This window comes from Georgenia halophila (assembly GCF_039541595.1).
The window spans coordinates 143,901-168,458 of the sequence record NZ_BAABGN010000004.1; the positions used below are offsets into that span (position 1 = coordinate 143,901).

20 protein-coding genes and 1 pseudogene are annotated in these 24,558 nt (G+C 72.7%); 7 read left to right on the forward strand and 14 right to left on the reverse strand.

The window, feature by feature from the left end:
• The first annotated feature begins 25 nt into the window (after positions 1-25).
• Both ABD907_RS06155 and ABD907_RS06160 read left to right on the forward strand, forming a co-directional pair.
• Entirely contained in the window at positions 26-1,237 is a 1,212-nt protein-coding gene (locus tag ABD907_RS06155) for an exonuclease SbcCD subunit D (protein WP_345214872.1), read from the forward strand.
• Complete coding sequence (locus ABD907_RS06160) at positions 1,237-4,296, forward strand: AAA family ATPase (protein ID WP_345214873.1); 3,060 nt, start codon at positions 1,237-1,239, stop codon at positions 4,294-4,296. Before ABD907_RS06155 ends, ABD907_RS06160 begins: the two co-directional genes overlap by 1 nt.
• Positions 4,297-4,351: 55 nt before the next feature.
• Here ABD907_RS06160 and ABD907_RS21085 read toward each other — a convergent pair.
• The 3 genes and pseudogenes from ABD907_RS21085 to ABD907_RS06170 form a co-directional block, all read right to left on the reverse strand.
• A pseudogene (locus ABD907_RS21085) lies at positions 4,352-4,819 on the reverse strand (DUF6912 family protein); the annotation flags it as partial.
• A 47-nt stretch (positions 4,820-4,866) separates the two neighbouring features.
• On the reverse strand, positions 4,867-6,270 hold the full coding sequence (locus ABD907_RS06165; RefSeq protein WP_345214874.1) for a CpaE/TadZ family protein: 1,404 nt from the start codon (positions 6,268-6,270) through the stop codon (positions 4,867-4,869).
• The gene (locus tag ABD907_RS06170; RefSeq protein ID WP_345214875.1) at positions 6,267-6,956 is read right to left on the reverse strand and encodes a hypothetical protein; all 690 of its coding nucleotides are present in this window, start codon (positions 6,954-6,956) and stop codon (positions 6,267-6,269) included. Before ABD907_RS06170 ends, ABD907_RS06165 begins: the two co-directional genes overlap by 4 nt.
• A 110-nt stretch (positions 6,957-7,066) precedes the next feature.
• Between ABD907_RS06170 and ABD907_RS06175 the strand changes: the two genes are divergently transcribed.
• From ABD907_RS06175 to ABD907_RS06185, 3 genes are all read left to right on the forward strand, one after another.
• Positions 7,067-7,279, forward strand: a complete 213-nt coding sequence (locus tag ABD907_RS06175) for a helix-turn-helix domain-containing protein (RefSeq protein WP_345214876.1) — start codon at positions 7,067-7,069, stop codon at positions 7,277-7,279.
• A 122-nt stretch (positions 7,280-7,401) separates the two neighbouring features.
• Positions 7,402-7,986, forward strand: a complete 585-nt coding sequence (locus ABD907_RS06180) for a TetR/AcrR family transcriptional regulator (protein ID WP_345214877.1) — start codon at positions 7,402-7,404, stop codon at positions 7,984-7,986.
• Positions 7,983-9,194, forward strand: a complete 1,212-nt coding sequence (locus ABD907_RS06185; protein ID WP_345214878.1) for an FAD-dependent oxidoreductase — start codon at positions 7,983-7,985, stop codon at positions 9,192-9,194. The genes ABD907_RS06180 and ABD907_RS06185 overlap by 4 nt, the downstream gene beginning before the upstream one ends.
• A gap of 80 nt (positions 9,195-9,274) precedes the next feature.
• Here the strand turns inward: ABD907_RS06185 and ABD907_RS06190 are convergent, their stop codons facing one another.
• Positions 9,275-9,790, reverse strand: coding sequence for a hypothetical protein (locus tag ABD907_RS06190; RefSeq protein WP_345214879.1), 516 nt, complete (start codon positions 9,788-9,790; stop codon positions 9,275-9,277).
• 153 nt (positions 9,791-9,943) lie between these two features.
• On the opposite strand from ABD907_RS06190, the gene ABD907_RS06195 reads away from it, so the two are divergent.
• Together ABD907_RS06195 and ABD907_RS06200 are read left to right on the forward strand one after the other, a co-directional pair.
• Positions 9,944-10,762 (forward strand): LysM peptidoglycan-binding domain-containing protein, encoded by an 819-nt coding sequence (locus ABD907_RS06195; protein ID WP_345214880.1) that lies wholly within the window; start codon positions 9,944-9,946, stop codon positions 10,760-10,762.
• Complete coding sequence (locus ABD907_RS06200; RefSeq protein WP_345214881.1) at positions 10,762-11,286, forward strand: Rv3235 family protein; 525 nt, start codon at positions 10,762-10,764, stop codon at positions 11,284-11,286. Before ABD907_RS06195 ends, ABD907_RS06200 begins: the two co-directional genes overlap by 1 nt.
• 20 nt (positions 11,287-11,306) lie before the next feature.
• On the opposite strand, the gene ABD907_RS06205 is transcribed toward ABD907_RS06200, so the two are convergent.
• The 10 genes from ABD907_RS06205 to mtrB form a co-directional block, all read right to left on the reverse strand.
• A complete protein-coding gene (locus ABD907_RS06205; protein WP_345214882.1) occupies positions 11,307-11,924 on the reverse strand; it encodes an FMN reductase in 618 nt (205 codons plus the stop codon).
• Positions 11,925-11,958: 34 nt separating this feature from the next.
• Entirely contained in the window at positions 11,959-13,140 is a 1,182-nt protein-coding gene (locus ABD907_RS06210) for an LLM class flavin-dependent oxidoreductase (RefSeq protein WP_345214883.1), read from the reverse strand.
• A gap of 225 nt (positions 13,141-13,365) precedes the next feature.
• The gene (secA, locus tag ABD907_RS06215) at positions 13,366-16,236 is read right to left on the reverse strand and encodes a preprotein translocase subunit SecA (RefSeq protein WP_345215410.1); all 2,871 of its coding nucleotides are present in this window, start codon (positions 16,234-16,236) and stop codon (positions 13,366-13,368) included.
• Positions 16,237-16,422: 186 nt separating this feature from the next.
• The gene (locus tag ABD907_RS06220; protein ID WP_345214884.1) at positions 16,423-17,733 is read right to left on the reverse strand and encodes a winged helix-turn-helix domain-containing protein; all 1,311 of its coding nucleotides are present in this window, start codon (positions 17,731-17,733) and stop codon (positions 16,423-16,425) included.
• Between the two features lie 103 nt (positions 17,734-17,836).
• Entirely contained in the window at positions 17,837-18,478 is a 642-nt protein-coding gene (locus ABD907_RS06225; RefSeq protein ID WP_345214885.1) for a UdgX family uracil-DNA binding protein, read from the reverse strand.
• Entirely contained in the window at positions 18,475-19,311 is an 837-nt protein-coding gene (locus ABD907_RS06230) for a DUF72 domain-containing protein (protein WP_345214886.1), read from the reverse strand. The genes ABD907_RS06225 and ABD907_RS06230 overlap by 4 nt, the downstream gene beginning before the upstream one ends.
• A 65-nt stretch (positions 19,312-19,376) precedes the next feature.
• Positions 19,377-20,069 carry a ribosome hibernation-promoting factor, HPF/YfiA family gene (gene hpf, locus ABD907_RS06235; protein WP_345214887.1) on the reverse strand — a complete coding sequence of 231 codons (693 nt, stop codon included), beginning with the start codon at positions 20,067-20,069 and terminating at the stop codon, positions 19,377-19,379.
• A 268-nt stretch (positions 20,070-20,337) separates the two neighbouring features.
• A complete protein-coding gene (locus ABD907_RS06240; RefSeq protein WP_345214888.1) occupies positions 20,338-21,081 on the reverse strand; it encodes a ComF family protein in 744 nt (247 codons plus the stop codon).
• Positions 21,082-21,177: 96 nt separating this feature from the next.
• Positions 21,178-22,893 (reverse strand): LpqB family beta-propeller domain-containing protein, encoded by a 1,716-nt coding sequence (locus ABD907_RS06245; RefSeq protein WP_345214889.1) that lies wholly within the window; start codon positions 22,891-22,893, stop codon positions 21,178-21,180.
• The gene (gene mtrB, locus ABD907_RS06250; RefSeq protein WP_345214890.1) at positions 22,890-24,548 is read right to left on the reverse strand and encodes an MtrAB system histidine kinase MtrB; all 1,659 of its coding nucleotides are present in this window, start codon (positions 24,546-24,548) and stop codon (positions 22,890-22,892) included. The genes ABD907_RS06245 and mtrB overlap by 4 nt, the downstream gene beginning before the upstream one ends.
• Positions 24,549-24,558 lie beyond the last annotated feature (10 nt).

Here is a 24,558-nt window from a genome sequence, read left to right on the forward strand (position 1 = left end):
ACAACCCGCGGATACCGTCCGAGGCATGCGCATCCTCCATACCTCGGACTGGCACCTTGGCCGGACCCTGCACGGTGTGGACCTGACCGATCATCACGGCGCCTACCTGGACCACCTGCTCGAGGTCGTGCGGTCCGAGCGGATCGACGCTGTGGTCGTGGCGGGCGACGTCTACGACCGAGCGATCCCGCCCGCGGACTCCGTAACGCTGCTCTCCGAGGCCCTAGCCCGGCTGACCGAGCACACCAGGGTGGTCCTCACCCCCGGCAACCACGACTCGGCGACCCGCCTGGGGTTCGCGTCCGGGCTGTTCCGCGACCGGCTCGTCGTGCGGACCCGGGTGCGCGGTATCGCGGAGCCGGTCGAGCTCCCCGACGCCGACGGCGGTCTCGGGGCCCGCGTCTACGCCCTGCCCTACCTCGATCCCGACATGGCGCGCACCGAGCTGGCCGAGCCGGGTGATGACGGTGAGGCAGGGACCGTAGTGCCGGCCCGGTCGCACCAGGCCGTCACCGCGGCGGCACTACGTCGGGTCCGGGCCGATCTGGCGCGCAGGAACGCCGCGGGCGCTCGGGTGCCGGCCGTCCTGCTCGCGCACACCTTCGTCACCGGCGGCGCCGCCAGCGAGTCCGAGCGCGACATCCGCGTCGGCGGGGTCGACCAGGTGCCGTCGGGCGTGTTCGCCGACGCGGGGCTGGACTACGTCGCTCTGGGCCACCTGCACGGCCCGCAGCGGGTCGGCCGCGAAGGGATCGACCCGGTCATGCGGTACGCGGGCAGCCCGCTGGCCTTCTCCTTCTCCGAGGCCCGTCATCGCAAGTCCACGGCGCTGGTCGATCTCGGCCCCGACGGCGTGGCTCACGTCCGGCTCCTCGAGGCGCCCGTCCCGCGCCCGCTCGCGGACGCCACGGCCCCGCTGGCCGATCTGCTCGGACGCCGGTTCGACCACCTGACCGACCACTGGCTCCGGGTCACCGTGACCGACCCCGTCCGTCCCGAGCAGCTGTGGGCGCAGATCTCGCGCCGGTTCCCGCACGCCCTCGTGCTGCGGCACGCCCCCGCAGAGGTTCCCGGAGCACCGGCCGGCAGCACCGCCGGACCGTCCGGGACGCAGGATCCGCTGGAAGTGGCTGCTGCGTTCCTGCGGGCGGTCGGCGGCCGGCCTGCGGACGACGCCGAGGTCGCCGTCCTCAGGGAGGCGTACGAGTCCGTCCTGGCCGCGGAGCGGAGCGCCTGATGCGCATCCACCGGCTCACGCTGGAGGCCATCGGCCCCTTCCCGGGCCGGCACACGATCGACTTCGACGAGCTCTCCGCCGGCGGGCTCTTCCTGCTCGAGGGCCCCACCGGTGCGGGGAAGACCACCCTGATCGACGCGGTGGTGTTCGCCCTCTACGGCACGATGTCGGGCGACTCCTCGGACGACCGCCTGCACTCCGACCACGCCGAGCCGCGTGTGGAGCCGTTCGTCGAGCTTGTCTTCTCCACCGGCGCGGGGACGTTCCGGGTGTGGCGCTCCCCGAAGTTCACGCGCCCGAAGCGCCGCGGCGACGGCGTCACCGTGCAGAACGCGCGCGCCAAGCTGTGGCGGCTCGTCGACGCGCACGACGACGGGGTCGCGGTCTCCGCCCACGTCCAGGAGGTCGGTGACGAGCTGGGGCGCATCGTGGTGCTCGACCGCGCCCAGTTCACCCAGACGGTGGTGCTGCCGCAGGGACAGTTCGCCTCCTTCCTGCACGCCCGGCCCGAGGACCGGCGTGCCGTGCTGCAGGAGGTGTTCGGCACCGAGATCTACGACCGGCTGCAGCAGCGGCTGGCCGAGATGGCCCGTGAGGTCCGCTCCGGCGTCGACGGCGCGGCCCGGGACGTCGGGTCCGCCGCCGAGGCGGTGGTGGCCGCCGCCTCGACGGGCGCCACGGACCAGGTGGACGCTTCCCCGGGACCGGGCCGGCGCACCGACGATCAGGGCACCGACGACCCGGCCGCGGAGCTGCGCGCAGCGGCCGCCGAGCTGGACGCCCCGCGCCTGCGCGCGCTGTGCGACGCCGCCCGGGAACGGTGGGAGGCCAGGGACGCCGACGCCGCCCGGACACGCGCCGGCGCGGAGGCCGACGAGGCCGCAGCCCGCGAACGGATGGATGCAGCGCGGGACCTCGCTGCGCGGCTGACCCGACGGGGCGCGCTGCTCGAGGCGGAGCGTGCCCTCTACGCGGACGCCGAGGCCGTGCGGGCCGCCGCCGGCCGGCTCGACCTCGCGCGCCGTGCGGCGCCGGTCGCCCCGCTGCTCGCGGCGCACCAGCGTGCGGCAGATCGTCGCTCGCACGCCGCGGCGGCCCGCGAGCAGGCCGTCGTCGCGGCCGCCGCGCACGACCTCGAGGGCGTGGACGGACCCGAGGCGCTGCGCCGAGCCCACGACGAAGCGACGACGACGCTCGGCGGGCTCGACCCGCTCGTCACCGTCGAGGACGAGCTGCCCGCCCGCTCACGCGCCCTCGCCCGCGCCGAGGCGCAGGCCCGGGAGGCGACGGCGCGGACCGCCGAGCTGGCCGCGACCGTCGACGCACGACCCGCGCGGCGCGAGGCCATCGAGGAAGAGATCGGCCACTACCGCGACGCGGGGACCGCTCGTGAGCGCGCCCTGGCCGAGCGGCGGGGAGCCCAGGAGATCCTGCACGCGGCCCGCAACGCCGACGACGCGCAGACGCCGGTGGAGATCGCTCGCGCCGACCTGACGCGGGCCGCCGACGACGCCCGCACCGCGCTCGACGCCGAGCACGACGTCCGACGCCGCTGGGTCGCAGGCATGGCGGGCGTCCTCGCCGAACGGCTCAGCCCCGGTCGACCGTGCGCGGTCTGCGGCGGGACCGACCATCCCGCTCCGGCCCGACCGACGGACGAGCACGCGACCGACGAGGATGTGGCAGGTGCCACCGCGGCCCGTGAGGCGGCCGACGCCCGTCTCGCGCAGGCGCAGGCACGGTTGACGGGCCTGACCGAACGGCTCGCCGCGCTCCGGGACACGGCCGGCGGCCTCACCGTCGAGCGGGCCCAGGAACGCGTGGCCGCCGCCGAGAAACAGCTCGAGGCCGCAGAAGCCGCCGTCGTCCGGCATGCCGAGCTGGCGCAGTCGCTCACCGACCACGACGCGGAGACCACTCGTCTGGCCGCGCAGCTGGCCGACGCCCGCACCACGGACGCGACCCGGGCCGAACGGATCGCTGAGCAGTCCCGTCGCCTGGCCGAGGACGAGAAGCGCTGCGCCGCGGCGCGGGGACCGGCTGCCTCGGTGACGGAACGCGCGACGCAGGTACGTGCCCGTGCGCGCGCCGCCCGCACGCTGCTGGAGGCGACGACGGAGGCGCACGACGCCGCACTCGCAATGCAGGACGCCGACGAGCGCCTCACCGCCGCCCTGGCCGAAGCAGAGCTCGAGGACGCCTCGGTCCTCCGTGCGGCCCTGCTCGACGAGACCGAGGCGCGTGCGCTGGCCGAGCGGGTCGAGGCACATCGCGCCGAGGTTGCGCGGGTGGCGGCAGGCCTGCGCGAGCCGGGCATCGTCGAGCTCACCGGGGCCGAGGAGCCGGCCGCCGCAGCCGCCCGGGAGAGGCACGAGGCGGCCCGTGCCGCACTCACCCGGGCGGCCGGCGCCGCCAGCGAGACGGCCCTGCGGTGCCGCCAGGTCCGCGCGGCCACCGACCGGCTGCTCGCGGCCGTCGACGCCCACGCCCGCTCGCACCGCCGGGCGGCTCCCGTGCTCCGCACGGCCGCGCTCGCCACGGCCGGCGAGGGCAACACTCTCGACACCACGCTCGCGACCTACGTGCTGCTGCGCCGGTTCGAGGACGTGGTCGCCGCGGCCAACGACCGGCTCACCGCGATGTCGGACGGCCGGTACGCGCTCGAACGCATCGACGAGCGCGAGGGCGGGCAGCGCTCGCGCAAGGCCGGACTCGGGCTACGGGTCCGCGACCACGTCACCGAGACGCCCCGCGACCCCCACACGCTCTCGGGCGGGGAGACCTTCTACGTCTCGCTGTGCCTGGCGCTCGGCCTCGCGGACGTCGTCCGGTCCGAGGCCGGCGGCATCGAGCTCGGCACGCTGTTCGTCGACGAGGGCTTCGGCTCCCTGGACCCCGAGACGCTCGACGCGGTCATGAAGGAGCTCGGCCGCCTGCGGGAGGGCGGCCGCGCCGTCGGGGTCGTCTCGCACGTCTCCGAGATGAAGGACCGCATCCCCGAGCGGGTCTCGGTCCGGCGACATCCGTCGGGCGCCTCCACGCTGGCTCTCCGCCACTGAGCGCAGCGAGGTGCTGCTCGAGGCGATCAGCCATCTCCAGGCGGAGGTCCGCCCGCTCCCCGGCGTCGTACCACAGCAGGTCGCGCTCGGCGCTGCGGTCCAGGGCGGCGTCGTCCCCGGCGGCCGCCGCTCGCACGTCTTCCTCGGCCGCGGGCTCGTCGACGAGCAGGGCCACCACATCGCTCCAGGCCACCGGGCCGAGCACCTGCACGGCGCTCGGCAGACGTTCGCCGCCGGTCTCCGGCGCGGGCGGCACCTCGACCCCGGCGTCCGCCACGTCCGCAGCGACGACGACGCGGCGCGGCACCGAGTTGTCATCGGCGAGCAGACGGACCGAGTCGTCGGCGGCGGCCATCGTGGCGACCATCTCGAGGCCCTCGTCGTCCTCCTCCGGCAAGGCGGCACGCAGGGCCGCGGTGACGGCGTGCGCCCATCGCGGCGACAGCCCGCCGTCGTCGGCGAGGTCCGTCGGGGCGGCCGGCAGGTAGATGCGCATGGCCCGAGTCTGCCAGCGCACCGACATGCTGGGCGGAGGTCGATCAGAATGTCGGCCCCTCGCAGGGGACCGGTCTAGACCCTTGCCGCTCGGGGCTTCCCCGGCCGGCCGAGCCGGCCGCGCCGCCGTCGGGTTCGTGAGCGTTCCCCGGCCAGCCACCGTGCGAGCTGCTCGATCTCGGCCCGAGCGGGGGAGGCAGGAGCCACCTGCGGGAGCGAACGACCCTGCACGACTGCCTTGTCGAGGGCGAGCCGGTCCTCCGGCACGATAACCGCGTCGCCCACGCCGGCGAACCGCACGAGTGCCTCGTGCACGGCCTCGGTCGGCGAGGACCCGGCGGCCGACGGCCGGACATGGTTGACCACCACGACGCGGCGGGCCGTCGAGGAGAGCTCCGCGTCACCGAGATCGCCCAGTGCCATGACCAGGCGGCGCATCCCGACCGGATCACCGGCTCCGACGACCACCAGGACGTCCGCGGCGGCCAGCGCCGAGGCGGTCGCCTCGTAGCGGCGGGCACCGAACCCGTCGTGGTCGCTCTCGAGGGTGCTGCCGGTGTCCACGACGGTCCACGGCACCGTCGCCCTGGCGACGTCCCAGATCACCTCCAGCGCCGCGGCCGGCACCTCGCGCCACCGGTCGGCCCTGGTCAGGCCGGTCATCACGTGCAGCGACCCGTCGACGATCGGGCAGGCGCGCAGCAGGGACCCGGGGCCGAGCCGCCCCGCCAGAGCCTGGCGCGCCGCCGAGGCCACGGCGGAGGCGTCGTCCAGGATGCCGAGCACCTGAGTCACGGACGGTGCTTCCGTGTCGGCGTCGACGAGCAGCGCACGCTCGGAGAGCGTGGCGAGCTCGGCGGCCAGGGTGACGGCGAGGGTCGTGCGTCCGGGCGCGCCTGGCGGCCCCCAGACCACGACCAGCTTCCCGGGCGCCCCGGGCTCCTCCGTCGCGCCGGGCTCGGCGGCGCCGTGGGGGTCGGGCGCCGCCCCCCGCCCGACGTCGTCGTGCGGTTCCGTCTGGAACCCGCCTGCCCCCGGCGGAGGCGCGCCGGCACCCGCCGCGACGGCGTCCTCCCGGTCCGGGAGCCGGCCGGGTCCGGTGCCCGGCCGTTGCGGGCCCGGTGCGTCGTCGGGCCGACGGCTCATGGCGAGCACCGCCTCGGCGAGGGCCGTGGCGACGCCGACCGGCTCGACGGCGTCCGCGCCCAGCGCGGCGCACCGCGGCAGATCACCGGGCTCCGCGACCAGGACCGTCCGAGTGCCCGCCGCGCGCAGGCGGGTGATGACGGACCGGTCCACCCCGTGCAGGTCCGCGCCGACGACGGCGAGGCTGCCGAGCCCGGCCCCCGCCGCGGCGAGGACCTCGGGTACGTCGGCGCAGCGCCGTACCACCCGCACGCCCGAGCGGGGCGCGTCCAGCAGTCGCACGAGCTCGCTCTCGACCGGCCCGCTGAGCGCCAGCAGGACGCCGACGTTCACGTCTCGTCCGGCTCTGGTACGTCCGCGCCGCCGGCGTCGATGGTCGGCACCGCCACGAGCTGACCCTCGCTCGAGAGCGCGGCGAGCACGGCGGACACCTCGTCGCGGGGTACCAGCAGCTCTACGGACGTGCCCTGCGTGCCCGCCAGCACCGAGTCGTCCTCCATCACCTCGGCGACGACCAGCGTGGGCGCCAACAGCTCGGGCTCGCGCGTTGATTCGGTCGACGCCGCACCGGTGGTCGCCTGCGCCGGCGCGAGCCACAGGTCGACGACCGTGCCGGGACCGAGATCCGTGGGGACCGCCAGCCCGAGCGAGACGACGATCGGCTGGACGCTGACGGCTTCGGAGCCGCCGACGGCGGTGCGTGGCACGAGCTCGCCGGCACCGATCGTGCGGATGGCGACCGCGTCCTCCGGCAGCGGGTCGGCGGCGAGGTGGTAGAGGTCCTCGTCGTCACCGAGGCGGACCTCACGCACGGTCAGCTCCTCTACCGTGACGGCGTCACCGGGCGTGAGGGCGTCGCCGGCGGCGTAGACCTCGACCGTGGCCGCGGCGTCACGAACGGCCCAGGCGCCGAGGGCGACCGAGCCGGCCACCAGCACGATGCCCACGCCGAGGCGCGGATCTCGCCAGGTGGGTCGGCGCATGCGCCGGGCCTGCGGAAGATCGTCAGTGGTCATCATTGCCCCCTGTCTGCCTTGGCGCCCATCGTGCCGCGCGAGGCCCCAGGACCCAAATCTCCGTCCACAGTCCCGTGCCGGCGCAAGCCCGCCGGCCACGGCGGTGCGATGATGTGAGCATGCCGCAGCGATTTCTGACACTGGCCGACGTGGCAGAGGCGCTCGCCGTCTCCGTCACACAGGTCCGTGCCCTCGTCCGCTCCGGCGAGCTCCGCGCCATCCAGGTCGGCGGCCGCCACCAGTGGCGGGTCGAGGACAAGGCGCTCGAGGAGTACATCGCCGAGCAGTACGAGCGCACCCGGGCCCGTATCGAGGCGGAGCGCTGACGACTCGCTGACTGCCACCACACCGCCCCATCGCAGCGAGCGCACGGCGAGCAGGGCGCCGTCTCGGCGTGCTACGTTTGGGCGAGCGCCCAAGGCAATCGTCCAAGAGCATGGTGGTGATCATGGCGACGCCAGATCGAGTACGTGAGGTACGCCGGCGACTGCTCGACGCCGCGGTCGAGCTGATCAGCGAACGCGGCTGGACGGCAGTGAGCACCCGGATCGTGGCCGAGCGCGCCGGGGTCGCGCCCGGGCTGGTGCACTACCACTTCGCGTCGGTGCAGGCGTTGCTCTCGCAGGCAGCGACGGCAGCGATGCGGGAGACGACACGCTCGCTCGGGCCGACGCTCGCGCGAGCGCGCACCCCGCAGGAGGCGGTGAACCTGCTCGCGAGGTCGTTCGGATCGTCCACCGGCACCGACCCGATGTCGGTCCTGTTCGTCGAGACCTACCTCGCCGCGACGCGCGATCCCGAGCTGGCAACGGCCGTGGCCGAGACGATCGCCGCCTTCCGGTCGCAGCTCGCCGCCTGGCTCGCCGAACAGGGCGTGCCGGACCCCGCCGCCACAGCCGCTGTGCTGGGAGCCGCAATCGACGGCCTGGTGCTGCAACGCGGGATGGACCCGGAGCTCGACGCGGCGGCCGCCGCACCGGTCCTGACCCGGTTGGTCCCGCACGCGGGCGAATCGCTGGAGGACGCGTCATGAACGTGGTGATCTGCGGCGCCGGCATCGCCGGCCTGACGCTCGCGCATCGCATGTCGAACCAGGGATGGGGCGTCACCGTGCTGGAGAAGGCGTCCGGGCCGCGGACGCAGGGCTACATGATCGACTTCTTCGGACCGGGGTACGACGCGGCCGAGGCGATGGGGCTGCTGCCGCGGCTGCACGAGCTCGGCTACCGGGTCGACGAGGCACGGTTCGTGGACGCTCGCGGCCGCCCACGCGCACGGCTGAAGTTTCGGCAGTTCGCCCAGTCCCAGGACGGCCGGCTGCTGTCGATCATGCGGCCCGACCTGGAGCTGGTGCTGCGCGAGAGCCTGCCCGAAGCGGTGGACCTGCGCTTCGGGACGAGCCCCACCACGGTCGAGACCGACCCGGACGGCGTCCGTGTGACGCTCAGCGACGGCCAGCGGATCGGCGCCGACCTCCTCGTCGGTGCCGACGGGATCCACTCGACCGTCCGCTCGTCGGTGTTCGCCAGAGACCGGGACGTCGTGCGCTACCTCGGCTTCCACACGGCCGCCTTCACGTTCTCCGACCCGGCTGTCCGGGCGCGGGTCGGCGACCGGTTCCACCTCACCGACTCCGTCGATCGACAGATGGGCCTGTACGGGCTGCGCGACGGCCGCGTGGCGACCTATCTCGTGCATCGCGCGGCCGACCCCACCCTGCCCGACGACCGGCGCGCGACCCTGCGCGCGACGTACGGCTCGCTCGGGTGGGTCGTCCCGGACGCTCTGTCCCGCTGCCCGCGGGACGAGGAGATCTACTACGACCAGATCGCCCAGGTCGAGATGCCTCACTGGCACTACGAGCGCGTCGTGCTGGTCGGGGACGCCTGCTACGCGGTCTCGCTCATCGCCGGCCAGGGCGCCTCGCTCGGCGTCGCCGGGGCGTTCGTCCTCGCCGAGCAGCTCGGGCACGGCCCGTCCGTCGAGGAAGGGCTGGCCCGGTACGAGGAGCTCTGGCGGCCCGTGGTCGAGGAGAAGCAGCAGGTCGCACGTCAGAGCGTCCGGTGGTTCCTTCCCCGATCGCGCGTGCAGGTGTGGCTCCGAAGGGTCATGCTGGCCCTGGCCCGACTGCCCGGCTTCGACCGGTTGGTGGTGGGCGCGATCGGCGGCAAGCACACCACGATCGTCCGTGAGCTCGCGCACCAGAGCGGCAGGCTGCGGGACACCTCCACGCGCCGCTGACCGTCGCGCGGTCAAACCGGCCGACCGGTGTGGGGCCTTCGTGGTCGTCCTCTCGGTCGGGCCACTGACCTCGACGACCGTCAGACCGTGGAGAACGAGACGACGGCGGCCAGGGCGATGGTCAGCGGGCCCGCCTGCCCCGTGGCCGGCCTGAGGTCCACATGGTCGGCACCGACCCGAGTCAGCCAGCCCGTGTAGGCACCGCCGTCGCACGAGACCCGCACGCGGGCCCCCTCCCGCGCCAGGACTCTCAGCACATGAGCCATACCTAACCTGCGCTCCACCACTCCCGCCTCGGGCGCGACGGGACCGAGCGGCCACGCGGCCTGGACGGCGGCAAGCGGCGCGAGGGTCCGGCGATCACGGTCGCCCACGAGAACCCACTGCGGCGCGGCGTCGAGCACGAGACCGACGACGTCCTCACCGGTGCGCAGCCGCAGCCGCACGTGCTCACCCTGACGGGCCCGGATCCGGTCCGCCAGCGATGTCCGGCCGGCCTCGGCCTCGGTCAGCTCGGCGACAAGAGTCTCGTCGTCGGCCCGCTCGGCCGCGTCCAGCTGACCAGCAAGGTCTTCGAAGAGCGCCTCCCATCTCATAGTCGAACGGTACTGACGTTGCCGACGCAGCACCGTCCACACGACGCGGTTCCGTACCTTGCGCGTCGCGCAGGCATTGAGGTACAAATCGGCTTCACAAACATCAAACAGCATCAAACGATACGATTAGACAGAGTCCGAGGAGGCGCACCGTTGCGTTCCGACCACCCGCACCCCGTTCGAGCGGCGCCCCTCCTGCTCCTGGTGTCAGCGGTGCCGGGCGTCTGGCTGGGCCGGTCGGCGCTCAGGCTGACGGCCTCTCTCACGGCGCCGTCGGGCGTCCACGACCTCGCGGACGCTGTCTCCGCGCTCTGCCTGTGGGGCGGTTGCCTCGTCGCCGCGTGGTACGCGCTGACCTGTGCGTGCTCGCTGGTCGTCCAGTCGGCACGTGCCACGGGCCGCCGGACACTGACGCTGGAGCGGACCGTACGGCGGTGGGGCTTCCCGGTGCTGCGGCGCGCTCTCCTGACCACCGCGGCCGCGGGGACCGGCGCGACAATCGCTCTCAGCTCCGCGACAGCGACCCAGGAGCCGGCCGATCCAGCGCTCCCGTTCGACCTCGGCTGGAGTGCCCACACCGCCCAGCCGGCAGAGCGCGGCACACACCCAGAGCCAACGCATCCGGGCGGCCGCGAGCCGGTGCGAGCCGATGATCCGGAGCGGGACCAGCCGGACCAGACGTCGCCGCAGACATCCGCTCCGGCAGGGAGGGCCGACCAGCAGCCGGGATCGCCCGATGCGGACGTCACGCCGGTCGCCGACGGCGCCGACGCGGACGTCGACACCTACCTCGTGCGTGCGGGCGACACGCTCTGGTCGATCGCGGCAGCGCACCTCGGGCCGGGTGCCAGCGACTCCGACGTCGCCGCCGCCTGGCCGGCCTGGTACGAGGCCAACAGCTCGAGGGTCGGGGCAGACCCCGATCTCATCCATCCCGACCTGCTGCTGCGGGTCCCGACCGAGGAGCCATGATGACTGCGACCTTGACCCGCCCGGCGCGTCCGGGCCACGCGCGGACCGGCGTCAGCCAGCCCGCCGACGACCCGGCGGGGACGCCGCGCACCTCGACGGAGCAGCCGTGGGACCGCGTGCGTTTCAGCGGTCCGCAGACCGAGAGGCCGTCGACCACCGATCTCCGTGATGCCGTCCCGGTCGATGAGCGAGAGCTCCCCGATCCGCAGCAGTGGGCCGGAGCGCTCGTACGCTCCACCGTCGAGGTGCTCTGCGGGTCCAGACCGGTAGCCCAGCTCGGACGGTGGCTGTGCCCGGAGCTGTACGAGTCCGTCTCGCGCCGCGTCGGCCTGGCCAACCGGATCCAGGGCCGGCCGCGGGTCGCTCGACGGGCGATGACCCGGCGAGTGCACGTCTGCCGCGTCGGGCCGGGCGTGGTCGAGGCGTCCGTGGTGGTCCACGACGGCGCGCACCTGCGCGCCGCCGCGGTCCGGCTGGAGGCGTACCGCGGCCGGTGGCGCGCCACCGCGCTCGAGATCGGCTGAGCTCGGGCAGGTCCGGCGGCCTACCGGCCCCTGAACATTTCCTCGAACGTCGGCACGCCCTCGTAGTCGTCGGCGGCCCCCGCGGGCTCCCGGGCGGCGACCTTCTCGGCCAGCTCGGTGCCGGCGCGGCGGATACGGGCGGGCAGCGGGTTGACGGTGTCGGCCTCGCCTGACCAGTCGTCGGTGGCCGCGAAGACCGACGTGGTGACGACGTCGGCACGCAGGTAGGTCAGCAGCGGGCGCATCGAGTACTCCAGGGCGAGCGAGTGGCGCGACGTGCCGCCCGTCGCCCCGAGCAGCACCGGCCTTCCGGTGAGCGAGTCCTTGTCCAGGATGTCGATGAACGACTTGAACAGCCCGGAGTAGGTGGTGGTGAACAGCGGAGTCACCAGGACGAGGCCGTCCGCGGCGCTGACCTTCTCGAGCACCTCACGCAGGGAGCCTGCGGGGAAACCGGTAACCATCGCGTTGACGATCTCGTGGGCGATGCCGCGCAGCTCGGTGGTCTCCACGGTGGCCGTGGCGCCGCGCGCCGTCAGCCCCTCGAGGGTGGCGTCGGTGAGCCGGTCCGCCAGCAGCCGGGTGGACGACGGCTGGCCGAGGCCGGCCGAGATGGCGATGATCGTGCGCTCGCTCATGCTTCTCCTGTCTTCCTCGTTCGCTGCGGCATGCTCAGCCGCCGGAGGCCGCACCGTCAGGGGTAACGGCGCTGTCCACGGCGGTCTTCCCCGTCCAGTGGTCCTCCCCGACGACGTGCCCGGCATGCTCACGGCCATCCGTGCGGGCCCTGGCGACTCGCTCGGCGTGGCTGGGCGGGTTCGCCGGGACGTGCTCAGTACGCTCGGGCTCGAGCTCGCGGCGCAGCGCCGGGACGATCTCCTCGGCCAGGATGTCGATCTGCTCGAGCACGGTCTTGAGCGGCAGGCCGGCGTGGTCGATCAGGAAGAGCTGTCGCTGGTAGTCACCGACGTGCTCACGCATCGCCGCGTAACGATCGATGACCTCCTGCGGGCTGCCGACCGTCAGCGGTGTCTCGGTGGTGAACTCCTCCATCGACGGGCCGTGGCCGTAGACCGGTGCGTTGTCGAAGTAGGGACGGAACTCTCGCTTGGCGTCCTGGGAGTTCTTGCGGGCGAAGAACTGACCACCGAGGCCCACGATCGCCTGGTCGGCGCGTCCGTGACCGTAGTGCTCGAAGCGCTGCCGGTAGTAGCCGACCATCCGTTTGGTGTGGGTGATCGGCCAGAAGATGTTGTTGTGGAAGAAGCCGTCCCCGTAGTAGGCCGCCTGCTCGGCGATCTCGGGGCTGCGGATGGAGCCGTGCCAGACGAAGGGGGGCACGCCGTCGAGCGGGCGGGGCGTGGCGGTGAAGCCCTGCAGCGGGGTGCGGAACTGCCCCTCCCAGCTCACGACGTCCTCGTCCCAGAGGCGGCGCAGCAGGGCGTAGTTCTCGATCGCCAGGTTGAGGCCCTGGCGGATGTCCTTGCCGAACCACGGGTACACCGGACCGGTGTTGCCGCGGCCCATCATGAGGTCCATCCGGCCGTCCGAGATCACCTGCAGCATCGCGTAGTCCTCGGCGATCTTCACCGGGTCGTTCGTGGTGATCAGCGTGGTCGCCGTGGAGAGCAGGATGTTCTCGGTGGTGCCGGCCAGGTAGCCCAGCATCGTCGTCGGGGACGAGGCCACGAAGGGCGGGTTGTGGTGCTCACCGGTGGCGAAGACGTCCAGACCCGCCTGGTCGGCGTGCTGGGCGATGGTCGTCATCGCCCGCAACCGTTGGGTGTCATCCGGCGTCCGACCCGTGGTGGGGTCGGTGGTGACGTCGCTGACGCTGAAGATCCCGAACTGCATGGCGCCCGTCTCTCGTTCGATGCATTCGCATGTATCTGTACAACAGGCGCCAACAGCGTCCGGTCGACAGGTATTCCACCGCCACGTGGGTCGACGCTTCCGCGGAAGCGTCGACCGGCGGTTCGAAGATCTTCGGACGCGACGTCATCACGCGCGGGGCCTGCACAGCGACCACGAGCCGAGGAGGCGCTTCAGTGACGCTCCGCGGCCGCTCCCGACAGCCGGCTACCGCTTCTTCTTGGCCGCCTTCGCCGCCTTGCGGCGCTGCTCACGGTTCTGAGCGCCGCCGCTTCCGCCGGAGCTCGCCTGGACGGGTCCTGCCTGGGCGGGCGCCGACGTCGGCGGACCCGTCTGGGCGGCAGAAGCCGGTCCGGACGTCGGGTTGCCGTCCATCGCGGATGCCGAGTAGCTGAGCTTCGTCGGGCGCGAGGGCGCCTCGAGCCCGAGCGCGTCGGACTCCGGTGCCGCGGCCTTGCCGGCCGGCACATTCTTGCCCTCCTCGCCATCGCCTGCCGCGCTCGTCGGCGCGGCCGCGGCCGTGGCGGCGGCCGATGCCGCCGTGACCGCCGGGGCGGACTCGTCCTGCTGCTGCTCGCCTGGGCGCTTCACCTCCAGGTTGAACAGGTACTGGATCGACTCCTCCTTGATGGCCTCGTTCATCGCCTGGAAGAGCTCGTAGCCCTCACGCTGGTACTCCACGAGCGGGTCACGCTGGGCCATCGCCCGCAGCCCGATGCCGTTCTTGAGGTAGTCCATCTCGTACAGGTGCTCGCGCCACTTGCGGTCGAGCACCGACAGCACGACGCGGCGCTCGAGCTGGCGCATGACCTCGTCGCCCAGCTCCTCCTCGCGGGCCTCGTACGCGATCCGGATGTCGGACTTCAGCTCTTCGAGGAGCATCTCCTGGCTGACCCGCGTGGGGTTGCCGGCCTCTTCGATGATGTCCTCCGGGGTGATCCCGACGGGGTAGGTGTTGCGCAGCTCGCTCCACAGCGCGTCGAGGTCCCACGTCTCGGGAGCGCCCTGGCCCGTGTACCCGGTGACGAGGCCGGCGACGACGTCGTCGAGGAAGCCCTTGACCTGACCCTCGAGGTCCTCGCCGCTGAGGACGCGCCGGCGCTCGTCGTAGACGACGTTGCGCTGCTTGGACAGGACGTCGTCGTACTTGAGGACGTTCTTCCTGGTCTCGAAGTTGCGAGCCTCGATCTGGGCCTGCGCGCTCGCGATGCCCTTGGAGACGAAGTTGTGCTCGAGCGGCATGTCGTCCGGGTAGGAGGAGGACTCCATGACGCGCATGGCCATGCCCGAGTTGAACAGGCGCATGAGGTCGTCCTCGAGGCTCAGGTAGAACCGCGACTCGCCCGGGTCCCCCTGACGCCCGGAGCGACCGCGCAGCTGGTTGTCGATGCGTCGTGACTCGTGCCGCTCCGTGCCGAGCACGTACAGACCACCGAGCTCGACGACCTCGTCGTGCTCCTCGGCGACCGCTTTCTGCGCCTCCTCGAGCGCCGCGGGCCAGGCCTCCTCGTACTCCTCCGGGCTCTCCGAGGGGTCCAGGCCGCGCTCCTTCAGAGTCGCGACGGCGATGTGCTCGGCGTTGCCGCCGAGCATGATGTCGGTGCCGCGCCCGGCCATGTTCGTCGCGACGGTGACGGCGCCCTTGCGGCCGGCCATCGCGACCACGGCGGCCTCGCGCTCGTGCTGCTTCGCGTTCAGGACCTCGTGGCGGATGCCCTTCTTCTTCAGCATCGCCGAGATGACCTCGGACTTCTCGACGCTGGTGGTGCCGACGAGCACGGGTTGGCCGGTCTCGTACCGCTCGGCGATGTCCTCGACGATGGCCTTGTACTTCTGCTCGACGGCCTTGTAGACGAAGTCGGACTGGTCCTTGCGCACCATCGGCTTGTTGGTCGGAATCGGCACCACGCCGATCTTGTAGGTGCCCTGGAACTCGGCCGCCTCGGTCTCGGCCGTACCGGTCATACCGGCGAGCTTGTCGTAGAGCCGGAAGTAGTTCTGCAGCGTGATCGTGGCGAGCGTCTGGTTCTCCGCCTTGATCTGCACGCCCTCCTTGGCCTCGATGGCCTGATGGAGCCCCTCGCTGTAGCGGCGGCCGGCGAGCACGCGACCGGTGTGCTCGTCGACGATGAGGACCTCACCGTTCTTGACGATGTAGTCCTTGTCCCGCTTGAACAGCTCCTTCACCTTGACGGCGTTGTTGAGGAAGCCGATCAGCGGGGTGTTGAGGGACTCGTAGAGGTTGTCGATGCCGAGGTAGTCCTCGACCTTCTCGATGCCGGGCTCGAGCACGCCGACGGTGCGCTTCTTCTCGTCGACGTCGTAGTCCTCGCCGGCCGTCATGCGGGTGGCGAGGCGGGCGAACTCGACGTACCACTTGTTGACGTCGCCCGAGGCGGGGCCGGAGATGATCAGCGGGGTGCGGGACTCGTCGATGAGGATGGAGTCCACCTCGTCGACGATCGCGAAGTGATGCTCGCGCTGGACCAGCTCGTCGACCGACCACGCCATGTTGTCGCGCAGGTAGTCGAAGCCGAACTCGTTGTTGGTGCCGTACGTGATGTCGGCCTCGTACTGCTTGCGGCGCTCGTCGGGCTTCTGGCCCGCGATGACGGTGCCGGTCGTCATGCCGAGGAACCGGAACACGCGCCCCATGAGCTCGCTCTGGTACGACGCCAGATAGTCGTTGACCGTGACGATGTGCACGCCCTTGCCAGTCAGCGCGTTGAGGTAGGCCGGTAGCGTCGCGGCGAGGGTCTTGCCCTCACCGGTCTTCATCTCGGCGATGTTGCCGAGGTGCAGAGCGGCGCCGCCCTGCACCTGCACGTTGTAGTGGCGCTGGCCGAGCGTGCGGCCCGCGGCCTCGCGCACCGCGGCGAAGGCCTCCGGCAGCAAGCTGTCGAGGCTCTCGCCGTCGGCGTACCGGGCCTTGAACTTGTCGGTCTCCTCCCGCAGCTCCGCGTCGGAGAGGTGGGAGACCGATTCCTCAAGAGCATCCACCTCCGCGGCCATCGCGTTGAGCTTCTTCAGGATCCGTCCTTCGCCCATCCGGAGGATCTTGTCGAGGATCGAAGGCACGCAGCACTCCAGGTCGTCGTTCGTGGCGGTCGGCCCCGCGGCACGGGCGCCCTCGGTCGGGCGCACCGGTCCATGGTAGGCGTTGCCCCCGAACGGGCGTGCACGTGTGGCAGGTATCGCGCAGAGCGGACATGCATCCCGACCGGCGGCACGACACTCCGACGCCGCGGCGCCCGCGGTGTGGCGTCACCTGCGGGCGACCGCGCGTGCCACATCGGCGGCAAGGTCTCCTCCGGCGTCGAGATCGACGGCGACGCCGTCCATGCCCAGCCAGGTCGCCATCTCCCCCAGCTCGGCGACCAGCTCGGCGACGACGGCGTCACGAGCCGGCCACGCGCCGGAGCCGGCCCGGGCCAGACCCGGGACGTGGTCGGGCGTCTCGGCGAATGCCGATCGCACCCGCAGCAGCATGGCCTGGCGGTCCGCCTTCAGGTCCACCCGGGCCACCAGGTGCTCACCCAGCAGGAACGGCAGGACGTAGTACCCGTGGGTGCGCCGGGCCGGGGGCGTGTAGATCCCGATGCGGTAGTGCATGCCCCACAGGGCGAGCAGCCGGTCTCGTTCGAAGACGAGCGGGTCGAACGGGGCGAGCAGCGCCCGGGCGCCGGTCCGGCGCGGTACCCGAGCTCCGGTGTCGAGGTAGGCGGGTCTGCCCCAGCCAGGAACGTGGACCGGCTCGAGCGCGCCTTCCTCGACGAGCTCGAGCACGGCTCGGGTGGTGTCGTCGGTACGGGTCCGGAAGTAGTCGGCCAGGCACCGCACGGTGCCGATGCCGTGCGCCCGTGCGGCGATGCGCACCAGCTCGCGGATGGCGTCCGCCTTCGCCGGCGCCGGCTCCGCGAGGGCCGCCGGCGGCAGCACGCGCTCGGTCACGTCGTACGCCCGCTCGAACTGGGAGGTACGGCGGGCGACGGCGACCTCACCGACGTCCCACAGGTGCTCGAGGGCATGTTTGGCCGGCGTCCAGTTCCAGCCCCAGTGCTCCTTCGCGCCACGCTCGTGCCCGAGGACGGTGTGCAGCTCGCCGGCGGTGACGGGCCCGTGCTCAGCGACGAGGTCGCGCACCGCCTCCAACAGTCCCGGGTAACGCTCCTGGTAGTGGTCCTCCTTCTTGCGGTAGGCCGCTCGGCGCCACCACAGGAGCCGATACGTCCGTGGTGGGACGTAGGAGGCGACGTGTGCCCACGACTCGACGATCCAGCGAGGCGATCTGCCGCTCGCCCGGTCCATCAGGGCGACGTCGTAGGGCCCCAGCCGCGAGAACACGGGCAGCAGGTGGGCCCGGGCGAGAACATTGACGGAATCGATCTGCAGCAGCCCGATGCGCTCGACCAGGCGCCGCAGGTGTCCCATGGTCACCGAGCCCGGCGCGGGGCGCGCCCGATCGAGGCCTTGCGCGGCGATCGCCACCCGCCTGGCCTGCCCCGGCGTCAGGGCCCGCGTCGGCGCGCCCGTGGGTGCCGCCGTCGTCCTTCGGGATATCGCCGTCGTGGTCACCCCACCATCCTGCCCGGCGCCGCCCACACGGTGGCGAGCCGGCGGGCCGCGCCGGCGGGCCGGACGGCTGGACGGGACTCGCGGACGAGTCGGCTGGGCAGGTTCAGAGGGCCGCTCGCAGGTCCTCGACGAACGACCCGAACGCCTCGTCCCACTCGGGCTTGCCGCGCAGCCGCACGACGGCGGAGGGATGGGTCGTCACCAGCACCCGGCCCGCGGCGTCGCCGGCGTCGTCGCCCTCGAGGACCTGGCCCCGGACGTCGCCGATCCGGACGTCGTGGCCGATCACGGCGCGCGCCGCCGTCGCTCCGAGGCAGACGACGACGTCCGGGTGCACGGCGGCCAGCTCCGCCAGCAGCCACGGCCGGCAGGCCGCGATGTGCGGGACGGCGGGCTTCTTGTGCAGGCGCCGTTTGCCGCGCTCGACGAAGCGGAAGTGCTTGACCGCGTTGGTCGTGTACACGTTCGCGGGGTCGATGCCTGCGGCCTCCACCGCCTCGTCCAGGACGCGGCCGGCGGGTCCGACGAACGGCTCGCCCGTGCGGTCCTCGCGGTCACCCGGCTGCTCGCCGACCATCAGCATGCGGGCCCCGGGCGGACCTGAGGAGAACACCACCTGGGTGGCGTCCGCCCACAGCTCGCACCCGCGGCAGCCGGGTGCGGCCTGCCGCAGGGCGTCCACGTCGCCCTCGGGCGGCACCCACTCCTGGGCGCCGGGCCGTTCGGGAGCCGATCCTCTGGTCATCGTGTCTCCACGCGCGCGGGCAGCAGGTCCGCCAGCCGCCGGGCGAGCGCGATGGCGTCGACGGGTGCGCGCACCTTGGTGTCGTTGTCGAAGTAGACGTAGACGTCGCGCCCGGTGTCGTGCCAGGCACGGATCCGGGCCGCCCAGGTGTCCAGCGCCGGGTCGTCGTAGCCGCTGACGTACAGCTCGGAGTCGCCGTGCAGGCGCGTATAGACGAAGTCCGCGGTGACCTCCTCCAGGAAGGGCCACTTCCCCGCGGTGTCGGCCACGACGACGGCCACGCCGTGCGCCCGCATCAGCTCGGCGAATGCCGGGTCCCGGAAGGTCTCGTGCCGGACCTCGACAGCGTGGCGCAGCGGCCGCTCCGGTCCCCCGTCGGTCCACGCCTCCTTGAGCCGGTGGTCGTGGCCCGCGGCCAGGGCGGCGGCCGCCGTCGTGGTCCGCGGGAGACGGCCGAGGAAGTCGTCCATGCGGCTGGCGTCGAAACCGAGGTTGGGCGGCAGCTGCCACAGGAACGGGCCGAGCTTGTCGCTCAGAGCCAGCACGCCGGAGGCGAAGAAGTTCGCGAGCGCGACGTCGACGCCGGCGAGCTTCTTCATGTGCGTGATGAATCGCCCGCCCTTGACGGCGAACAGGAAGCCGGGCGGTGTCTGCTCGTACCACGCCCGGTAGCTCGTCGGGCTCTGCAGCGAGTAGAACGAGCCGTTGATCTCGACGGTGCCGAGGCGGTCCGCGACGTACGCCAGCTCGCTGCGTTGTGGCAGGCCGCGCGGGTAGAAGACGCCCCGCCACGGCCCGTACCGCCATCCGGAGATACCGATACGGACCGTCATCTGGCGGAGTCTATGAACGTCCCGGTCTCTGCGCACCGCGAGGCGCTCCGGGATTCGGAGCGGGATCAGGTGACGGCCGCGCGCTCCCGGGTCTCGACGTGGTTGGTGGAGGCCTCGCCGCCGCCGTCCGACATCTCGGTGTTCAGCCGGATGACGCCGTAGGTCCAGCCGTGCCGGTGGTAGACCACGCACGGCTGCCCGGTCTCGGAGTCGATGAAGAGGAAGAAGGGGTGGCCGACGAGCTCCATCTCGTAGAGGGCACGGTCGACCGTCATGGGCTCGGCGTCGTGCAGCTTCTGGCGCACGATCACCGGGGAGTCTCCGAGCTGGGCCTCCACGGACTCACCCGGCGCGGTCGGCGCGACGGGGTGGTCGGGGAGGCCTTCCGCGTCCGCGTCTGCGTCCGCGGACTCCGGGAGCGTGGCATCGACCGGTTGTGGGACGGCATAGCGGTGGTGGTTCTTGCGACGGTCGCGCGAACGGCGCAACCTCTCGAGCAGCTTGCCCGAGGCGAGGTCGAGGGCTCCGTAACGGTCGGAGCCCTTGGCCTCCGCCCGAATCACCGGTCCGCGGTCACGCACCGTGATCTCGACACGCTCGCAGACGTCCGCCTGGCGAGGGTTGGGCTCGTGCGTGAGCTCGACCTCGACGCGCTGCACCCGCGGCGCGAGCTGCTCGATCTTTGCGAGCTTGCCCTCCACGTGCGAACGGAACCGGCCGGCGATCTCGGTGTTTCGGCCCTTGACGACAATCTCCATGGTGTCCTCCTCGATCCGGGGGCGCGCGGCAGGAGCAGCTCCTGCCGTGGTGACGTACTACTGGCTCGCACGTCATGGGCGAACCTGCGCGGTGACCACCTCCCCTCGGCCGGACTCCGCTCGCGCTCCCTTGCGCCTCGCCTCGGGTCCGGCAGCGGCCTTCATAGGGTCACGCTAGTACCGATCGGGCGCCGGGGGGATCCCTCGGCGACCCCGAAATTCACCTCAGGGTCGCCGCCGCGTCACCAGCGCGCCACCGGTGGCGGATCTAGCTCGCGAGACGGCCCGCCGCACCGGTCGGCCCCGCCGTCGAGGCGAGCGTGAATGCGGCAACGGTCCGGCCGCCCGCTGCCTCCGCGGCGTCGGCGCTGGCGGCCAGGCTGGCGCCGGTGGTGACCACGTCGTCGACGAGGACGACGGCGGTGCCTGTGGGCAGGCGCGCCCGCGCCCGCACGGTCCCACGCCGGTTGGCGATCCGTGCCCGGGCCCCGATGCCCGCCTGGTGAGCGCTGCCGCCGCGACGCCTGAGGACGTCCGCCACCAGGACCTCTCCCTCGTGCCGGCCGGCGGCGAGGCCACGCGCGACAGCGTCGGCGAGGTCGGCGACGACGAGGCGGCGGGCCACGCGCCTACGCCACCCCGAGGGCACGGGGACGACGAGGACGCTGTCGTGGTCGGTGAGCAGGGACCTCAGGTCGGGGTCGTGGGCCCACGTGGTGGCGGCCTGCTCGGCGGCGGTGAGGACCTCGGGGGCGATGTCCTGCCGGCGACCGGTCTTCCACGCGAGCACGATGGCGCGCAGCGACCCGCGGTACTGCCCGACGGACCAGGTGGGCAGCGGCGAGGTGCCGGCTCCGCCGAGCAGGGGTGCCCGCTGCTCGCACCGCACCGGCGGCCGGCTGAGCAACCGGACGCACCGCGCACAGAGCACGAGGTCCCAGCGGCCGCACCCGGCGCACTCGACCGGCAGGACGAGCCTGCCGGCGTCGGTCAACGCTTGGCGGACATCCACTCCCGCATCCTGACGGCTGACGTGGCCACCCCGGTGTCCCCGGGGGCACGGCTGTGGACAGGAAGTCGTGGCCGCTGCCGCCGGGGACCTACGGGCTCACCCGGGAAAGGCCGGGTCGGACAGTCCGCTGAGCGTCGCCCGCCACGCCGAGCCGTTGCGCTCGAACAAGCGTCCGGCGTCCGTGGTGACCACCAGGGACCGTGCCCCACGGCCCGCGGTGACGTCCGTGGCGCCCTCCACCGGGGGCAGGTACGTGGTGGGGCCCCCGATCGGGACAAGGTGCACCGTCGGGTCCGGGGCGACCGAGGAGGTACCGAGCACCGCCAGGGTTCCCTCCTCGACCCATGCCATGTCGGTGGCGTCGGTGAGGACGTCACCGATCCGCCTGGGCTCGCCGAGCTCGCGCGGAGTCCCGTCGGCGGCGCGGACGATCGCGGCGACGTCGAGCACGGTGCTCCCGGCCGATTCCCAGATCACCGCGATGCGAGCTCCGTCCCGCGAGACCCTGAGGGCACGGATCTTGCCGTCGGCGAGCCACGACGCGCCGACCTCGACGAGCTGCCCGTTGGAACGCACCGCACGCAACGTCCCGTCGGAAGCGGCCGGTGTCGTCCACACCCAGCCCTGCCGGTCGACCGACGGCGGCACGAGCTGTGTCCCTTCGGTGAGCAGGATGGGCGGCGCGTTGTTGCCGGAGGCGCTGACCAGGCGGTCGGTGCCGTCGAGGAACACCGTCGTCGCGACCGGGCTCTCATAACCGACCGCCGGGTCGCGGACGTCCATCCCGGCGAGCAGCTCGCTGCGGACACGGGGGCTCGCCTCGCCGTCGGCGACCTGGACCAGCTCGCCGTCGCTGACAGCTGTCAGCGGTGTGCTCGTGTAGGGATAGGCGGGCAGGCGCGGCGGCGGCGCGTTGAGCTCGAACGGTGTCCCGGCCGCGGTGATCTCCACCTCCTGGACGTTCGGCACACCGGACAGCGTCGCCTGGATCTGGGTGTAGAGCAGCGCCCGCTCCATGCCCTCGGCGGCGAGGGAGTCGACCGAGAGATCCACGTGCGCGACGCCCTCGGTGAGCAGCACCGACTCGACGACCAGGCGCGTACCGACCGGGACCATCGTCGTCACACCCGGCGCCAACCATGGCGAGGGACCCTCGAGGAGCGCGCTCACGAGCGACGTGGCCACGTTCTGCTGGGGGAACCACCGCACCTCCGGCACGAGAGCCTCGTGATCGGGCGTGAGGAAGTACAGGACGCTCTGGGTGTAGACCGACTGGAAGTTGGCCACCGGCAGCAGCACACCGTCCTCGAGCTCGACGATCCGCCACTCGCCCTGGGTGTTGCGGGCGAGGGTGAAACCGGTTTCGATCATGGCCCCCTCGGCGGCCTCGGTGTACCGGCCGGCGCCGTCCAGCGAGGCCTCGGCCATGACGGAGACCTGCACGCCGCCGTCGTCGGTGCGTTCGATCTGCGGGGCGGGGGCGTCGGCGTAGATGCGGACCTGCTCCAGCGGCTGCCAGGTCTCGGCGGCCGGGCCGGCGAGGAACTCGCGGGCGACGAGGAACTCGTCGTTGATGCCGGCCACGGAGGCGGAGAGGAAGCCGTCGACGATCTCCTCGGGCGTCGACCCCGCCTGCGGGCCGCTCGCGAGGAACCCGATGCCCTGCGGCGCGGGGACGTTCGGATCCGAGGCGGTGACCGGACCGGAGCGCGGCAGGTTGGCACAGCCAGCCAGTGCCAGCAGCATCGCGGCGAGTGTCGTCGCGACGGCGGCACGCCGCCGGCGGGTCCTCGTCCCGTGTCCCGCGATCATCGGGCCTCCTCCGCCGTCCCGGCGACCGACGCCGGGTCCTGGCGGGACGCCCCGGCCTCGCCGGGCCCGAGCGGCGCGCGGGCGGTACCGGACTCGAGCACCCGGGTCGACCCGGGTGCCAGCGGCAGCGGCGACATCGTGATGACGGTACCGGCCCGCCGCGGCAGGGTGAGCAGGAAGGCGGCGCCGACGCCCGGACGCCCCCACGCCTCGAGGGTGCCGTTGTGCAGGTGGGTGTCCTCCATGGATATGGCGAGGCCGAGGCCGGTGCCGCCCGTCGTGCGCGCCCGTGCCCGGTCGGCACGCCAGAACCGGTCGAAGACGTGCTTGGCCGCCTCCGCGTCCATCCCGACGCCGTGGTCGAGCACCCGCACGGCCACGGCCGCGTCGTTGACCCCGACCGTGACGTCGATGGGCCTTCCCTCACCGTGCTCGATGGCGTTGGAGAGCAGGTTACGAATGATGCGCTCGACCCGTCGGGGGTCGATGTCCGCGGTGCACGGCTGGTCGGAGAGATGGATGCGCAGCTCGGTTCCCTTGGCGTCGGCCAGGATGCCGGTCATCTCCACGACGTGCTGGACGACGTTGCGCAGGTCCCGCTGCTCGGCCTCGAGCACGGCCGCGCCGGCGTCGAAGCGCGAGATCTCGAGGAGGTCCGAGAGCATCGACTCGAAGCGGTCGAGCTGCGCATGCAGCAGCTCCGCCGAGCGGCGGACGGCGGGGTCGAAGTCGTCCTTCGCGTCGTGGATGAGCTCGCCGGCGATCCGGATCGTCGTCAGCGGCGTGCGCAGCTCGTGGGAGACGTCCGAGACGAAGCGCTGCTGCAGCCGCGAGAGCTCCTCCATCTGCTGGATCTGTCGCTGGAGCGAGGACGCCATCTCGTTGAAGGACTGGCCGAGCAGCGCCAGCTCGTCCCGACCGCGCACATCCATGCGTTCGTCCAGCATGCCGTCCGCCAGCCGCTCCGCGGCGAGGACGGCGTCGGTGACCGGCTGCAGCACCCACCGGGTGATCGCCCACGTCATGACCCCGAGGAGGATGACGATCGCGACGGCGCCGACGGCCAGCACCTGCATCACCAGCGCGATCGTCGCCTCCTCGGGCGCCAGGCTGTAGAAGAGGTAGAGCTCGTACGTGCCCGCGACGGGCAGGGTGACCGGCTCCCCGACGACGATGCCCGGGGCGTTGCCGGCCTGGGTGGGCAGCGCCACCGGCTGCCAGTGCTGGCCACCTTCGCTCGCGATCGCCTCGCGCATCTGCGGGCTGACGAGGCTGCGCAGGTCGATCGGCGAGTTCGTCACCGGCTCCACGATGGTCACCGTCGAGCTGGACTGCGGCGAGCGCCGGAGCACGGCTCCTTCGGCGTCGGAGCGGGAGGGCAGGCCGAAGACCCAGTCGTTGGCCACCTCCTGGGCCTGCTGGCCCGTGGTCGCCGTCGCGTCGTCGAACACCTGTTGCGCGTTCTGTGTCTGCAGCGCCGCGTCCTCGAGCATCTGCGTCACCCGCTCGTCGTAGAGACCGTCGCGGATTTGTGCCGACAGGACGCCGCCGATGACGCCGAGGGCGACCAGCCCGCCGAGCACGGTGCTGGCCACCACACGGACCGTCAGGGAGGAGCGCCAGCTGCGGATCAGCCGCAGGACCTTCCGGCGCATCCGACGGCGC

Coding starts and splice junctions, on each gene's coding strand:
- ABD907_RS06160 (WP_345214873.1), top strand. CDS start 1,237: ATGCGCATCCACCGGCTCACGCTGGAGGCCATCGGCCCCTTCCCGGGC.
- ABD907_RS06225 (WP_345214885.1), bottom strand. CDS start 18,478: ATGACCAGAGGATCGGCTCCCGAACGGCCCGGCGCCCAGGAGTGGGTG.
- mtrB (WP_345214890.1), bottom strand. CDS start 24,548: ATGCGCCGGAAGGTCCTGCGGCTGATCCGCAGCTGGCGCTCCTCCCTG.
- ABD907_RS06185 (WP_345214878.1), top strand. CDS start 7,983: ATGAACGTGGTGATCTGCGGCGCCGGCATCGCCGGCCTGACGCTCGCG.
- ABD907_RS06205 (WP_345214882.1), bottom strand. CDS start 11,924: ATGAGCGAGCGCACGATCATCGCCATCTCGGCCGGCCTCGGCCAGCCG.
- ABD907_RS06210 (WP_345214883.1), bottom strand. CDS start 13,140: ATGCAGTTCGGGATCTTCAGCGTCAGCGACGTCACCACCGACCCCACC.
- ABD907_RS06190 (WP_345214879.1), bottom strand. CDS start 9,790: ATGAGATGGGAGGCGCTCTTCGAAGACCTTGCTGGTCAGCTGGACGCG.
- ABD907_RS06200 (WP_345214881.1), top strand. CDS start 10,762: ATGACTGCGACCTTGACCCGCCCGGCGCGTCCGGGCCACGCGCGGACC.
- ABD907_RS06230 (WP_345214886.1), bottom strand. CDS start 19,311: ATGACGGTCCGTATCGGTATCTCCGGATGGCGGTACGGGCCGTGGCGG.
- ABD907_RS06245 (WP_345214889.1), bottom strand. CDS start 22,893: ATGATCGCGGGACACGGGACGAGGACCCGCCGGCGGCGTGCCGCCGTC.
- hpf (WP_345214887.1), bottom strand. CDS start 20,069: ATGGAGATTGTCGTCAAGGGCCGAAACACCGAGATCGCCGGCCGGTTC.
- ABD907_RS06180 (WP_345214877.1), top strand. CDS start 7,402: ATGGCGACGCCAGATCGAGTACGTGAGGTACGCCGGCGACTGCTCGAC.
- ABD907_RS06155 (WP_345214872.1), top strand. CDS start 26: ATGCGCATCCTCCATACCTCGGACTGGCACCTTGGCCGGACCCTGCAC.
- ABD907_RS06170 (WP_345214875.1), bottom strand. CDS start 6,956: ATGATGACCACTGACGATCTTCCGCAGGCCCGGCGCATGCGCCGACCC.